Raw genomic sequence first — 13,737 nt, 5'->3', positions numbered from 1 at the left:
AGGTGATGGAAAAGTAACCGTTTATGGTGTCAGATGGACAAATTCATTCAGGATGTTGGGTGCTAAACAATGAGCGCAATTCACACGCTATCAATCTCTGGCTTTAGATCCATCCGCAAGATGGAGAACCTGGAGTTGCGCAATCTTAACGTCCTGATCGGCGCCAATGGTTCCGGTAAGAGTAATTTTGTTTCCTATTTCCGTATGCTGTCCGAGCTGGTCGAGGGGCGTTTGCAGGTGTGGGTTGCCAAGCAGGGTGGTGCAGACAGGGTGCTTAGCTATGGGGTCAAGGAAACCTCCGCGCTGACAACCTCTGTTCGCTTCGGTAACAACGGCTATGATATTGCGCTGGAGCCGACCGTGGATGACGGCCTGATCTTCACCTCGGAGATGCTGTATTTCAACGGTCCTTATCACGGCGTGACGCGTCCGAATCTGGGTGCTGGACATGCTGAATCGAACTTGAAAAAAGAAACGGAACGGGGCTTTTCGAAGAAGGTCGCAAGCTATTGCTACAGCGCGATTTCCAACTGGAAGGTTTATCACTTCCATGACACCAGTGATACGGCGGGGGTGAAAAGCCAGTGCGCCGTGCATGACAATGCTTTCCTGCGGATGGATGCATCAAACCTTGCTGCGTTTTTGCTGAAGCTGCAGGACGAGGCGCCAACTGTCTACAGTCAGATCCGTAAAACAGTACGTCTCGCCATTCCGTTTTTTGACGACTTCGTTTTGAAGCCGACCACCCTCGCTTCCGAGGAGCAACTGGTTCGCTTGCTGTGGAAGCAGGAGGGCAGTGATTATGCGCTGTGGCCAAGTCAGTTGTCTGATGGCTCGCTGCGCTTCATTTGTCTTGTCACAGCATTGATGCAGCCCAACCCGCCGACCACCATCATTATCGATGAGCCTGAACTGGGGCTTCATCCCTACGCAATAACACTGCTGGGGGCGCTGATTCGGTCGGCAGCCACACGCACCCAGGTTATTGTTTCCACCCAGTCAGTAGCGCTGCTTAACGAGTTTGAGGTCGATGATCTGATAGTCGTGGACCGGGAAAATGGCGGGTCGGTTTTTAAACGCTTGGAGGAAAGCCAGTTCACAGCCTGGCTGGAGGATTACACCATTGGTGAGCTGTGGCAGAAAAATATCCTGGGCGGGAGGCCGACACGGTGATTCGCGTCCATGTTATTTGTGAAGGTCAGACCGAGGAGATGTTCGTTAACGAACTGCTCCAGCCGGCTTTTTTAATACGGGGCGTTCATCTAGTTCCAGCGCTGGTTGGCAAACCAGGTCGTAAGGGCGGTAATTTCAAATTCGAGCGTCTGCAATCAGATGTGGAGAAGCGCCTGCTAGGGGAACGCCAAGCCTATTGCACGACGTTTTTTGACTACTACGGATTGCCACAATCATTCCCTGGAAAAGACACACTTGCTGACAATGCGGATATTCACAGCAAAGCGACGGCTGTGCAGGAGGCTATGACGTCAGAACTGGAACGATTGATCGGACAAGAGCCCATGCGCCGTTTCATTCCCTTTGTGCAGATGTATGAGTTCGAAGCATTGCTGTTCAGCGATCCGGAAGCATTTGCCAGGGGGGTAGATCTGGAACAGCTTGAAGCAGAGCTAGTTCAGATAGCCGCTCAGTTTGACAGCCCGGAACATATCAACAATAGCCCTCATACCGCTCCAAGCAAACGAGTTAAAGCTCTGATCCCAGGTTACCAGAAGCCATTGATGGGGACCTTGGCCGCGCTGGAAGTAGGTCTGGCAGCAATGCGCAACAAGTGTGCCTTGTTCAATGACTGGCTTAATCGGCTGGAAGCTCTGGCTGTGGCAGGGGGTAAATAAAAGTGATGTGGTTACTAAGGCGTCCATGCCGGCTAAATAGAGAAATGGCTGTAATGATCTTGGAACCGGTACAGCCATCAACCTGCTTCGTCTGTCGCAAAGCCAATCGCCAGGGATTGCTATGAAACTTATTGATCTTCTGGCTCAGGAAGTCCGCGCCAGCGCCGTCTATAACTCCAATGCTCAAGTCGCACCCAAGGTCATCCTCTGGACCGACAAGTTGCGTCAGTGGGAGTCGGCGTTGCCTCTGCTGCAGGCCGCGATGCCAGAGCTGATTGTGCTCGGTGACTATGCGCCTGAGCGTAAAACCGGGCCGGCCATCTGGATCAAGTGTGTGGTCGAAGGTGTCTTGCCTGGTGTTGAGATGCCCGCTGATCGAACGCCTATTGTCTATCTGCCAGGCTATGAGCGCCGTGATTTGCGCGCGATTTCAGCGTGCCCCGAGTCACTCAAGCCGTTAGCTGAGCTGCAGTACCGCGGTTGCTGGTGGATCTACAGTAATGCCGGTCGAGACTGGACGGTGAACGCTTTTTTGGTCTCCAACAACGGTGGTGCCGGTCTGGATGTGGCCAAGGATGATAAAACCCAGCAGGTGATGCTGCGGGTGCTGCCGGAGGTGCTGGAAAGCGCACGCGATGACTTGAGCAATCGACGTCTGGAAGCGGCGGACTTTAACAAGCTGGTCAGCAGCGACCCTGTGCGTGACCTGCTCAGCTGGATGAACGACAGCCAGGCCTGTCGTGAACGCTGGGAGTCTTCTCGGTGGCAAGCCTTGGTGGGTATTTGCGAAACCGAATATCACTTCCACCCAGAGCAGGATGGCGAACTTACGGCGGCGGAGCTGCTGTGCCAGCGCCAGGGTGCCTGGGAGGGCGTTTGGCAACGCTTTTTGGAGTCATGCACGCATTACCCTCAGTTGCCGCAGCTACTGTTGAAGGTCCAGGCAGATCTGGCGGCCAGCGGTGCTAGTTACCCTTCGATCAACGCCAGTGAAGAGCAGCAGCTTGAACGTGATCTGAACGGGCTTTTGCAGCTTGATCCGGCCAAGGCGCGCCTGAGCATCGGGCAGCTTGAAAGCCGGCATGCGGAGCGTCGTAACTGGGTATGGCATGCCCTGGCCATGGCCCCTCTGGTAGGGGTGTTGGAGCATCTGGCCGAGATCGCTAATGCAACCTCAAACACATTCTCTGGCACAGATCCTGAGGAAATGGCGAGCCAGTATCGCGAGAGCTATTGGCGTGCAGATGATCATGCACTACGCGCATTGGCTTATCCGCTGTCACCTGGTCTACAGGCACTGGTGCAAGGCCTTTTGGATCTGATTTACACCCCCTGGCTGGACGGCGTTACTCGCAACTTCCAGAGCCTGGTGCGTAGCAAGGGCTATCCAGGCATTGATCAGGTCAATGAAGCTACGGCGGAGTATGCCGTGGCCGGCGAGGCGGTGTTTTTTGTTGATGGCCTGCGCTTTGATACGGCGCAACGCTTAGCGGCCAAGCTGCAAGGCCTGGGTGAAATTCAGTTGGACTCGAACTGGGCAGCATTGCCTTCGGTAACGGCCACTGCCAAGGCGGCGGTAACGCCGGTGCATGATCGGCTGACCGGCCGACTAACAGACCGGGATTTTGAGCCGAGCCTCGCGGATGATGACAAGGACTTTTCCTCGCACTATCTACGCAAGTTCCTCAACGAGAAAGGCTGGCAGTATCTGGAAGAGGGGGGGGCAGGTGACCCTGCCTCGAATGCCTGGTTGCAAAGTGGTGACATTGATAAGGAAGGCCATGTTAAGGGCCTGAAGCTCGCTGCACGCATCGATACCTTACTCGACGAGGTCGTCGAGCGTGCCGAGGAACTGATCGCTGCGGGTTGGCGCAAGATTCGAATTGTGACTGACCACGGTTGGATACTGACGCCAAGGCCGATGTCGAAAGTCGACTTGCCCAAGCACCTGACCGAAACGCGCTGGGGTCGTTGTGCGGTGATCAAGGATTCTGTGGACTCGGGCTATCAGCAAGTGGGCTGGTATTGGAATAGTGCAGTCAGCATCGCCATGGCGCCTGGCGTTTGCAGCTTCAAGGCCGGTCAAAACTATGACCACGGTGGCCTGAGCTTGCAGGAGTGCATGACGCCGGTGATTCAGATTCGCAATACCAAGGCAGTCACGGCCGTATCTGCGGTGACCGCGGCGCTGTCAGATATTCGTTGGTTGGGCCTCACCTGCAAGATTCAGGCTAAAACCACGGCTGAGGGCGTATTGGCAGTGCTGAGGACTCACCCGGCTGATCCGGATTCTGAAATCACCAAACGCAAGCCGCTTAAAGACGGCAAATGCAGCTTGTTGGTAGATGACCAGTTTGAGGGCAGCTCAGCGGTGCTGGTGCTGCTGGATGATCAAGGCAATGTGCTGGCGAAGAAGCCGACACTGGTAGGAGGCGAATAAGTGGAAATGGATACGCTGGACCACAAGGCCGCAGCAGCCTTCGAGGGTTACCTGGTCCGAAAGGATCTGGTGCGAACCTTTGCCCGCCAGTTTCCGGTGCCGACCTATGTGGTCGAATTTATGCTTGGCCGCTATTGCGCCTCGACCGACCCTCAAGAGATCGAAGAGGGGCTTGAGATTGTGCAGCGCCAGCTGGCTTCTCGCACTGTGCGCGCCGGCGAGGAGGAGCTATTCAAAGCTCGGGCCTACAAGGATGGTTCGGCCAAGCTAATCGATATTGTCAGCGTGCGGTTCGTGGAAAAAGAGGGTGGTTACCTGGCCAGCCTGCCAAGCCTAAACCTCAATCGGGTCCGCATCCCCGACAAGATTGTCGATGACAATGAGCGGCTGTTGACCGGTGGCTTTTATGCCGAGGTCACTCTGGAATACGACAGTGTGATTGCTGAAGAGAAGGGCAACGCCTTTGGCATCTCGGAGCTGCGACCAATCCAGATGTCCAAGCGTAACGTGCTGGATATCCTGGCGGAGGCACGCAGTAACTTCAGCAGCGATGAGTGGCGCGACTTTCTGGTGCGGTCCATCGGTCTGGAATCCAATGCACTGACCCAGCGTGCCAAGGATGCCATCCTGCTTCGGATGGTGCCCTTCGTGGAGCGCAACTACAACATGGTCGAGCTGGGGCCTCGTGGTACTGGTAAGAGTCACCTGTTCCAGCAGGTATCGCCTTATGCGCACCTGATTTCGGGCGGCAAGGCGACCATTGCCAAGATGTTCGTCAACAACGCCAGCGGGCAGCGCGGTCTGGTCTGCCAGTACGATGTGGTCTGTTTTGACGAGGTTAGCGGGATCTCCTTCGATACCAAGGAAGGGATCAACATCATGAAAGGCTACATGGAGTCCGGTGAATTCAGCCGCGGCAAGGAGAGCATACGTGCCGATGGCTCCATGGTGTTTGTCGGCAACTTCGATGTGGATGTCGAGCACCAGCAACGAGTTGGCCACCTCTTTGGCCCGCTGCCAGCTGAGATGCGTGACGACACAGCCTGGATGGATCGCATCCACTGTTACCTCCCGGGCTGGGATGTACCGAAGATGAACAAGGATCTGACCACGGACCACTTTGGTTTGGTTAGTGATTTCTTCTCGGAATGCATGAGCCGACTCAGATTTGAGAGCCGCGTGTCAGCCATGCAAAACCGCGTTCACTTGGGCGGCGCGCTCAGTGGCCGTGATACCAACGCTGTTAACAAGACGGTGTCTGGTCTACTCAAGCTGATGTACCCCAACCAGGATATGCCCGTCTCCGACGAGGATCTGGAGTGGGCAACCCGTTTGGGCCTTGAAGTGCGCCGCCGTGTAAAAGAGCAGCAGAAGCGGGTAGGCGCAGCCGAATTCCGCAATACACATTTCAGCTACTTCATCGGTGATGATGGCGTCGAGAAGTTCGTAGCCACACCTGAGCTTAGAGCGGACAACGAGATTGGTGATGATCCGTTGGAGCCAGGCCAGATCTGGGCCATCAGTGAAGGCGGCGCTGATATTGATGACAATGCGGGTCTGTACCGTATCGAAGTTAACGGTGGGCCAGGCTCTGGGGTGAAGATTCTCAACAATCCCGCGCCGGCGGCGTTCAAGGAGTCGGTACGTTATGCCGAGCAGAACCTGTATTCACGGTCTGTTCAGCTCGTTGGCGATCGAGATCCGCGCTCTCACGAGTTCTCCATCCAGCTACGCGCATTCGATGCTGCAAAACGAGGTTCCAAGCTGGGAATGGCAGCATTGATCGCCATGTGCAGCAGCCTGCTGAAAAAATCAGTTAAAGGCGGACTGATCGTTGTCGGCGAGATCAATTTGGGCGGCTCTATTGAGCCCATCAGCAACGCAGTAAATATCGCTGAGCTTGCGGTTGAGAAGGGCGCGAGCGCACTGCTCATGCCTGTTACGGCGAGGCGTCAGCTGTATGACCTGTCAGACGACATGGCGACCAAGATCGATATCCAGTTTTATCAGGATGCACGGGATGCGTTGTTGAAGGCGATTGTGGAATAGCTAAGCACATGGCTAATCCACGCTCTCTGGTATTCGCCCTTTATAGCCACTGGCCGGTGGTCGAGTGGCTGGTACAGCGCACTCGAGAGATTCCGGCATTTGAAGCGGAGCAAGTGCTGGCGCTGATCAGTAAGGTGGATCCAAGCATGCCGCGAGACGCTCGTGAGAATGTTCTGCGAGCGCTGATCAACACCGAAATTCTTCGTGTCCTTCCAAGGGATGAACTGCTGCAGTTCAATCCCTTGGTGCTTGAATTCGTCCGTGGCCTGAACAGAGAGCATGAGCTTGGGCTATCTGCAGTGCTCCAGGCCCGAGTGCAAGGAATTCGCGATGCTACGGAGCGCTTGAATGAGGCGATCGAGGGTAATGACCTTGATCTGCTGCGTCAGTCCGCCGTCCAGCTTACTGAGTTGTTTCGCCAGATTGCCCAGCAGCTGGATCAGGATCGCCACGCCATTCTCGAAATTGCCGAGAAAGCCAAGAGCACTGAGGCCCATGTGCCGGCCGAGCGGCGTTACCGGCAGGTGCTACAGGCCTATGATGATTACATCGAGCCAATGGCGGAAATGATGGACAGCGGCCCGTCCGGCAGCTTTTACCGCTTGCTGGAGGATGCAGAGCGGCAGATTGATTACTGCCAGGAGAAACTCGCTGTTCAGGGCGCGCTTTACACCTTGCGTATGCTGGTACGTCAGACCGGCTTCCAGGTCAAAGAACTGCGTCGGCTGGGCCGGGAGGTGCTTAAGCAGTGCAGTGACACGCTTTTACCGTTGCGTGAAGAGCTCAGGCGGCATAACAGCCTGTCTGCTGCCGTCAGCCAGCTTCTTGGACAGGTGCGAAAGCGCGGCTTGTCGCGCACATTCCGCCAACCTGACTTCCCGGTCTGGCGCGCAGAGCGTCCCCGGCGGGTAACGGTTGGCGATGAGGTGCTCACCATCATGGCTGAGGCCATGGCATATGAGCCTGTGAGTCAGACTTTCCCCGATGAAGCTCCAGCTGAGTCGGTAGCAGAGCTGCAGTTCGTCGATGGTGTCGAGCTGCGCGAGCGCCTGGCTGCCAGTGGCCCTGTGCCTAGCTTGCTTGACTGGCTTCGGACGAACTACGCCTACCTAGATGATGCCACTGTCCTTCGCCTTTACCACGAGCTTGTCAGGGAGCCGGAGTGGGAGTTCCAGCAGGACGACCTGAAGCGCAGTACTGACCTTAATCTGCTGCGCGTGACTCACTATCCTCATGGAATACCCGCACGATGACTCAAGCCGCCACTCTCCATCTGGGGCGTTTGCCGAACCTCGGGCCGCTGTTCGAGCTGTTCAATGCGGGCAAGCACCTGAACCACATCGCAGAGCCTGCCCTGTGGGCTGAGCTTGAAAAAGAGCAGGAGCAGTACCAGGAGCTGTTCGGGCGTCTTGGCTTCACACTGCGCGTGGATAGGCGCGGGTTTGCCTGGTTCCACTTCGACAATGCGAGCAGCAACGTCAGCCGCACCACACGCCAGCTGGCTCTGTTGTTCATGCTGCTGTTCGAGTTGAAGGCCGACGAGGGGATGCACCTGCACCGATTCGGTGACTGGATCATTGATCGCGCTGTGCTGGCAAAGTTGCTTGAGCGCGGTCATGACTTGCTCTTGGCTGAGGGGTTAGATGAAGAGTCGCTCGTAGGGCTGCTCGATCGCGCGTGTGCGTATGGGTTTGCTGAGTCAGCTGCAGGAGGATGGCGGCTACTGCCTGCCGTCTGGCGGTATCTAGATCATTTTGTGAAGCTGGCCGGGGAGCAGGACGGCGAGATTGAAGAGGGTGTTGATGTCAGCGAGGCCATCGAGACCAGTGAAGAGGATGAGCCAGCATGATGGATTATGGATTTCAACGGCTGGTGCTGCTTAACAGTGCAGGCTACGAGCGCGCAGAGTTACCTTTGGATGCGTCTGTATCGTTGGTGGCTCCGAACAATACAGGCAAGACCAGTCTGATCAATGCCTTGCAGTTCTTGCTGATCATCGACCGGCGGCGGATGGACTTTGGTCCACACGACGTAGAACGCAGTCGGCGCTTCTATTTCCCCAACAACAGCGCCTACATCCTGCTGGAGGTGCTGCTTCCTGAGTCGGGCAGTGTGGTGCTGGGATGTGTTGGCAAGGGTGTCAGCAACGACTACGAATACTTCGCTTACCGTGGCCAACTGAACCTCGATGACTACCGGCGCGATGACGGCTGTCTGGTGGCACAACCGCAGCTGCTGAGTCATTTAGCCACTCGCGGCTTGCTCGCCCAACGCTATAGCGGTAGCGAGTTCACCAGCATGGTGTATGGCAACAGTCGGCGGGGGCGGGGAGAAAACGGTGACTTCACAATTTTCCGCCTGGAGCAGGCCCGCCACGCTGAGGTATTCCAACGGGTGCTCACCCGAACTCTGCGCTTGGACAAGCTGCAATCCAAGGAGGTGAAGGACTACCTGTTGCAGATCTTTCACCGAGATCTTTCGGACGCGGGCATCGACTTCAAGCAGGAGTGGGACAAAGCTTTCGCCGATGTAAATGCCGACCGAGAGCAGTACCAAGCTGCCCAAAAGCAGCTGGAACGGATCGGCCGCCTCGAAACGCTGTATGAGGAGCGCTTGCAGTTGCGCGGCAAGTTGTTTCACCTCCGTCCGCTGATCGATCAGGCGCTGCAGGACTGGCAGAGCTATTACCAGTCTCGCTCAGCTGACCTGCAACAGACCCGCGCCGGCATCGAGCAAGCCGAAGAGCAGCTGCAACATGACCGGGTAGAGTGGTCTGCTGCCCGTGAGCGCAGCCTGCAGACTGAGGCTGCGCTGAAGCGCGAGGGTGAGCGGCAGGCTGAACTGGAGCGCCGGTTCACGCTGATCGACCGACGCGAGACGCTGGAGCGTAGCATCGAGCATGCGCGTGCAGCCTACGAGGCCCAGGTTGCGCTCGTTGCCGGAGTACAGGGTCGAAGCCCCAATGAGATTGTTCGCGATCGCAACAGGGTTACGCAGGACGTGCAGCGGCTCAGTCGCGAAAGAGCAAGCCTGGCGGGCAACCTCTATCAGCATCTGCAGCGGGAGTTGAACGCGGAGCAGCTGGCTGCCCTGAACCGGCTGTTCGCACGGGAGGTTATGACGCTGCCGGAGAGCTGCTTCCGTCTCAACGGCGAGCAACTGCATCAAAGCCTTGAGAAATGGCTCAGCCAGGCTGGCCGCCTTGAACTGCCGGGACTGGATCTGCAGTTGGCTGACCTGCCCGACCAGCACCGTCAGCGCAGCGCTGAAGAAATCGATCAGGAGTTGTCTGACCTTCAGCGCCAGCTGGCTCAGGTCGATGAGCAGCTACAGGCTGCGGAGCAAATTCGGGCCGCTGAGGCACTCAAGCTTGAACGAGAGCATGACTACCAGCAGGCCCTGCGCGAGCTGGAAGCCTTTGACGATCTCGCCATCTTGCGCGAGCGCGGAGCTGAGCGCGAGCGATCTCTGTTGGACTGCCGGAGCGTCTTGGCTGATTTGGAGGCCAAGCTGAGAGGAGTCCAGGCCGAGGTGCAGCGTCTTCGAGAACAGCTGGATGGCATACGTAAGCAGCAGGATGAACTCGACGGCCAGCACGGGGAGATCTGTACTGGCCGCGATCGGCGCAGTGATGGTGACCCTATCTTCAGCTATCTGGCTGATCTGCCGCATCACACGTGGGTTGGGGCTGCAGAGCTGGCTATTGAGCAGTTGGCCGAGCACCTGCGAGAGTATCAGCAGGACTGCCGCCGGCTGCTGAGCCTTGAAACTGATGTACGTGGGTTGCTCGCCGAGCTGCATGCGGATGGTTTGACCAAGTTCCAGACGGCCGACGATCCTGACGAAGAGATCCGCCTGATGATCGAGTTTGGCCGGCATCTGCCCCAAGAGTTCGAGGCCATCGAGCGTAAGGCGCGCACAGCGGTGGTCAACGTCACGGCGTGCCTGCGGCAATTGCGAGGCAGCCTGAACGATTTCAAGGCCAAGATGCGCCAATTCAACCAGCTGATCGGCCGGCGTCGGTTGTCCGACCTTTCGGTATTCAAGATCGAGCCTGAAGACGAGCGGGAGCTGGTCTGGGCGATCGAGGCGCTTATCAGCACAGCGGAGCAGGTGGATTCAGGCCAGAGCTTTGAGCTGTTCGACCACGGAAGTGTGCTCGATGATGAGAGTCTCACACGGGCAAAGGCCCTGCTGATCCGAGAGGGTGATGCCCGAGGCGGTCTGGCTGTTGAGCATCTGTTTCGTCTGAGCTTCATCGTCGGTAAAGAGGGCCAGAAACCTGAGGCCTTTGCTGATATTGATGGCGCTGCCTCCAACGGCACGGTGCTGATGGCAAAGTTGGTAACGGGGCTGGCGCTACTGCACCAGATGCAGGACAAGCGCTATTCGGTTCGGGCTGCTTGCTACTTGGATGAGGCGCTGGCGCTTGATGGGCCAAACCAGACGAGCTTGATCGACACAGCTGCTGAGTTCGGTTTTGCGCTTATCTTCGCCTCTCCCGCGCCGCTGGCAACCGTTCGTTACTGCGTACCAATCACTCGCCACGGCGGACACAATCACGTCAGCCGCAAGAATTGGCAGGAGTTGGAGCCGCGCCTGGCGGGGGCTGGTGCGTGAGCCGTTCACTGGCCGATGCACTGGAAAAGCTGCTTGTTGCTGGCGGTAGGCTGGCTGCCAGCCAACTGACAGCTGCCCAGCGCGGAGCGCTGGAGGAGTTCGCTCGGAGAACCCTGGCGGTGCGGTTGTCAGTTAGTGGTCGCGGCAGTCTGTATCAGATTGCCGCCCTAGAACAGGTTCAGGCCCACCTTGCTCAGCTAAGGCCGGGACACACGGAAAATGCGGCCAGTGTGATCCCGCAGCGCGCCCTCAATATGTCGCGGAACCGTGACAGTAAAAGTGGTAGTGCGCGGCACTCGGTACAGTATCTGCTGCTTAAAGCCGTAAACGACGGGCAGTACTGGCGTGATGGCAAGGGCCAACTACTCGATGTATCGCAGCTGACGCAGACCTGCGGGGCTGCCGCTTTGGCTGTGCAGAGCGGCGATGATTGGCACACGGCTTCGCCCTTGTGGCTGATCGAGAACCAAGCCCTGTTCGACGATATCAGCTGGCTGCCCGCCGATGCGAGCGGCACCTTGTGCTACTACTCCGGACAGCTGAGCGGCCTGCTGCTGTACTGGTTGGCCAAGAGACCGCGGGCTTCACAGGTAATCCTTTTCCCCGATTACGATGGTATTGGGCTTCAGAACTTCGCTCGACTCTATGAGCTCATTGGGGGCACGTGCAAACTCTGGTTAATGCCGCATTGGCAGGAGCGGTTGAGGCTGTATGGCAATCAACGGATTTGGCAGGACAACTTAGCGAACTATCAGGATGCGGTAAGTCGACTTCGATCGTTGGGCATGCCCAGCGAGTTGGCCGAGCTGTGTGATGCTCTGCAAGGAATGGGCTTGGCATTGGAGCAGGAGAGTGTGTTTTTACGGCGGGGAATTTCTCAGCAACCGGTGAATAAAATGCTTTCAGAAGACCTTGAGCTGATCGAAATTGCTAAGTCTCGATCAAGTGAGACAGCCCTCCCAGTCAATCTGGATGACTTGTAGGTGTGGTCTATGAGCTACGGTTGCAGTTCAATCCAAAAAAAGAAAGTTGGCCGGATGATTGCGGACGGTTAGCCGTGGCTACCCGTCCTGGTTAAGCTTCTTATTCTAGGACCTTTTGAGATGACTTCTGTAGTCGACTGAGAAGCCAGCAAGCGACAAGCACAGCGATCAGCAATGGCGGAAAACGCACCATCAGAATCACCAGCAGCAATAGCGCCAGGCAGCCTGCCAGGATCCCGGCAAACATAAATACCGAGGCAACAGTCCGTAACAGCAGTTTCATTGGAACCTCCTTACAGGTAGCCCAGTTCTGCCAGTGACACGCAGCCTTCGTTCCCCACCACAACGTGATCGAGCGTTCTAACTCCGACCAGATTCAGCGCGTCCTGCAGTTTTGTGGTGAGATTGCGATCCGCCATGCTGGGCTCAGGGTCTCCCGAAGGGTGGTTGTGCACCAGGATCAGGGCAGCGGCGTTGTGCTCCAGGGCGAGCTTCACGACCTCCCGTGGGTAGACGCTGGCGCTATCCAGCGTGCCGCGAAACACTTCCTCAAATGCGATCACTCGGTGCCGGCTGTCGAGCATGAGCAGGGCAAATACTTCATGCTCATAGTTGGCCAGCAATGTTTGCAGGTGGCAGAACACGTCCTTGGGGGAAGTCAGTGCTCGGCCCTTGCGCAGGCGCAGACTGGCCAGTTGCTTGGCCATCAGCAGGATGTCGTTTTCCGTCACCGGCGACTCGACCAGGTAGGTGCCTGTCGTGTCACTGGCTTTCAGCTTGTGCAGGCGCATGGCGGCCTCCTTGGTTTTGGTCTGTGGGTGGGGTTTGACGTGCAGCCTGTGCATCGAGCTTTTCAGCCAGGCTGGGTTTGGTGGGGTTGAGTTGAGACATTGTTGCTACAGCAGTGGCTTCACCCTCGGGGTAGAACTCATCGACGATGGCGCCGACATCCTCCTCGCTGTCCTCGAACGCACCGTTGCCGAAGCCGCGTCGTGCCGCCTCATCCAAAGCGGCCTGATTGAAGCCTGCAGCCTGACGTCGTGAATCGAGTTCATTGGCTGTCACCAATGCTTCGGCCATTTCCATGCCACCGCGTACCGTCAGGTCGGCGTAGAAGATCGGCGTGCCATGACTCTGGCGTGTCGACTTGCCACGCAGACGTAGTTCCAGTGGCAGGCAGGCCAGGCGGTTGCCCGAGATGGCCTGGAAGTAATGCAGGCGAGCGGCGAGGGTGCGGATGCTGTTGAAGCCGGTGGTGCGAAACACAAAGCTGCCCAGCGGATCCTCATCACCAATGACCACATTCAGTCGGCCATAGGGCTTGCAGGCACCGCCTTTTGCCAGCGGGCAGGCATCCGGTGAAGGACAAGGCAACGACTGCATGCCGTCCTGGGTAACCCGCTTGCAGGTCTCGCCATTGCCGACGCAAACAGGTCGGCCCGATTGCCGGTCGAACAGCGTGTAGTCGGCTCGGAAATTCAGCTCCGGCTCGTTGAACAGCAGTCGTACCGGAATGCTGCGGAGCTTGTCGTCCTTGCCCTGGCGTAGCTCTTCATTGAATGGGTGCAGCAGCCAGCCGTCCTTGCCTTGCACCTGGGAAGTGATGGTGAACTGGTCATCCTTTTCCGGCAGCCGTTTGCCGTTTTTCTCGATGACCTTGCCGATGGAAATCCGCCCGAGTACCGGCGGGGTGATAGCCAGACCTTTGAGCATGGTGAGTCTCCTTGAAATGAAAAAAGGCCAGCCACGCAGCGCGAACTGCATGGACTGGCCAAGGGGAGGGAAGGGATGAATG

The 13,737-nt window shown here is 57.2% G+C and carries 11 protein-coding genes; 8 read left to right on the top strand and 3 right to left on the bottom strand.

The annotated features are described in order from the left end of the window. The first annotated feature begins 69 nt into the window (after nt 1–69). From PMYSY11_RS11200 to PMYSY11_RS11165, 8 genes are all read left to right on the top strand, one after another. A complete protein-coding gene (locus PMYSY11_RS11200) occupies nt 70–1,173 on the top strand; it encodes an AAA family ATPase (protein WP_204881709.1) in 1,104 nt (367 codons plus the stop codon). Continuing rightward, nucleotides 1,170–1,850: a DUF4276 family protein gene (locus PMYSY11_RS11195; RefSeq protein WP_150549233.1), complete on the top strand. Its 681-nt coding sequence runs from the start codon at nt 1,170–1,172 to the stop codon at nt 1,848–1,850. Before PMYSY11_RS11200 ends, PMYSY11_RS11195 begins: the two co-directional genes overlap by 4 nt. 121 nt (nt 1,851–1,971) lie before the next feature. Beyond that, nucleotides 1,972–4,290: a BREX-1 system phosphatase PglZ type B gene (pglZ, locus tag PMYSY11_RS11190; RefSeq protein WP_150549232.1), complete on the top strand. Its 2,319-nt coding sequence runs from the start codon at nt 1,972–1,974 to the stop codon at nt 4,288–4,290. A 6-nt stretch (nt 4,291–4,296) separates the two neighbouring features. After that, nucleotides 4,297–6,339 carry a protease Lon-related BREX system protein BrxL gene (gene brxL, locus PMYSY11_RS11185; RefSeq protein ID WP_178093486.1) on the top strand — a complete coding sequence of 681 codons (2,043 nt, stop codon included), beginning with the start codon at nt 4,297–4,299 and terminating at the stop codon, nt 6,337–6,339. 8 nt (nt 6,340–6,347) lie between these two features. After that, entirely contained in the window at nt 6,348–7,592 is a 1,245-nt protein-coding gene (locus PMYSY11_RS11180; RefSeq protein WP_059319050.1) for a hypothetical protein, read from the top strand. Further along, on the top strand, nt 7,589–8,188 hold the full coding sequence (locus PMYSY11_RS11175) for a condensin complex protein MksE (RefSeq protein ID WP_057391040.1): 600 nt from the start codon (nt 7,589–7,591) through the stop codon (nt 8,186–8,188). Before PMYSY11_RS11180 ends, PMYSY11_RS11175 begins: the two co-directional genes overlap by 4 nt. Continuing rightward, a complete protein-coding gene (locus PMYSY11_RS11170) occupies nt 8,185–10,959 on the top strand; it encodes a hypothetical protein (RefSeq protein ID WP_239655475.1) in 2,775 nt (924 codons plus the stop codon). Before PMYSY11_RS11175 ends, PMYSY11_RS11170 begins: the two co-directional genes overlap by 4 nt. Beyond that, entirely contained in the window at nt 10,956–11,942 is a 987-nt protein-coding gene (locus PMYSY11_RS11165) for a DUF7281 domain-containing protein (protein ID WP_150549230.1), read from the top strand. The genes PMYSY11_RS11170 and PMYSY11_RS11165 overlap by 4 nt, the downstream gene beginning before the upstream one ends. A 100-nt stretch (nt 11,943–12,042) precedes the next feature. On the opposite strand, the gene PMYSY11_RS11160 is transcribed toward PMYSY11_RS11165, so the two are convergent. The 3 genes from PMYSY11_RS11160 to PMYSY11_RS11150 are packed head-to-tail and all read right to left on the bottom strand — an operon-like array spanning nt 12,043 to nt 13,655. Then, nucleotides 12,043–12,225, bottom strand: coding sequence for a hypothetical protein (locus PMYSY11_RS11160; protein ID WP_059319052.1), 183 nt, complete (start codon nt 12,223–12,225; stop codon nt 12,043–12,045). Between the two features lie 10 nt (nt 12,226–12,235). Next, a complete protein-coding gene (gene radC / locus PMYSY11_RS11155; RefSeq protein ID WP_150549229.1) occupies nt 12,236–12,733 on the bottom strand; it encodes a RadC family protein in 498 nt (165 codons plus the stop codon). Further along, complete coding sequence (locus PMYSY11_RS11150) at nt 12,705–13,655, bottom strand: recombination directionality factor (RefSeq protein WP_150549228.1); 951 nt, start codon at nt 13,653–13,655, stop codon at nt 12,705–12,707. Before PMYSY11_RS11150 ends, radC begins: the two co-directional genes overlap by 29 nt. Nucleotides 13,656–13,737 lie beyond the last annotated feature (82 nt).

It is taken from the genome of Pseudomonas marincola (genome assembly GCF_900682675.2).
GTDB lineage: Bacteria > Pseudomonadota > Gammaproteobacteria > Pseudomonadales > Pseudomonadaceae > Aquipseudomonas > Aquipseudomonas marincola.
This window is presented reverse-complemented; position numbering and strand designations above follow the sequence as displayed.

Bases quoted from the DNA above. Each gene is read 5' to 3' on its own strand.
- PMYSY11_RS11175 (WP_057391040.1), top strand. From the start codon at position 7,589: ATGACTCAAGCCGCCACTCTCCATCTGGGGCGTTTGCCGAACCTCGGG.
- PMYSY11_RS11150 (WP_150549228.1), bottom strand. From the start codon at position 13,655: ATGCTCAAAGGTCTGGCTATCACCCCGCCGGTACTCGGGCGGATTTCC.
- brxL (WP_178093486.1), top strand. From the start codon at position 4,297: ATGGATACGCTGGACCACAAGGCCGCAGCAGCCTTCGAGGGTTACCTG.
- PMYSY11_RS11160 (WP_059319052.1), bottom strand. From the start codon at position 12,225: ATGAAACTGCTGTTACGGACTGTTGCCTCGGTATTTATGTTTGCCGGG.
- PMYSY11_RS11200 (WP_204881709.1), top strand. From the start codon at position 70: ATGAGCGCAATTCACACGCTATCAATCTCTGGCTTTAGATCCATCCGC.
- pglZ (WP_150549232.1), top strand. From the start codon at position 1,972: ATGAAACTTATTGATCTTCTGGCTCAGGAAGTCCGCGCCAGCGCCGTC.
- radC (WP_150549229.1), bottom strand. From the start codon at position 12,733: ATGCGCCTGCACAAGCTGAAAGCCAGTGACACGACAGGCACCTACCTG.
- PMYSY11_RS11170 (WP_239655475.1), top strand. From the start codon at position 8,185: ATGATGGATTATGGATTTCAACGGCTGGTGCTGCTTAACAGTGCAGGC.
- PMYSY11_RS11180 (WP_059319050.1), top strand. From the start codon at position 6,348: ATGGCTAATCCACGCTCTCTGGTATTCGCCCTTTATAGCCACTGGCCG.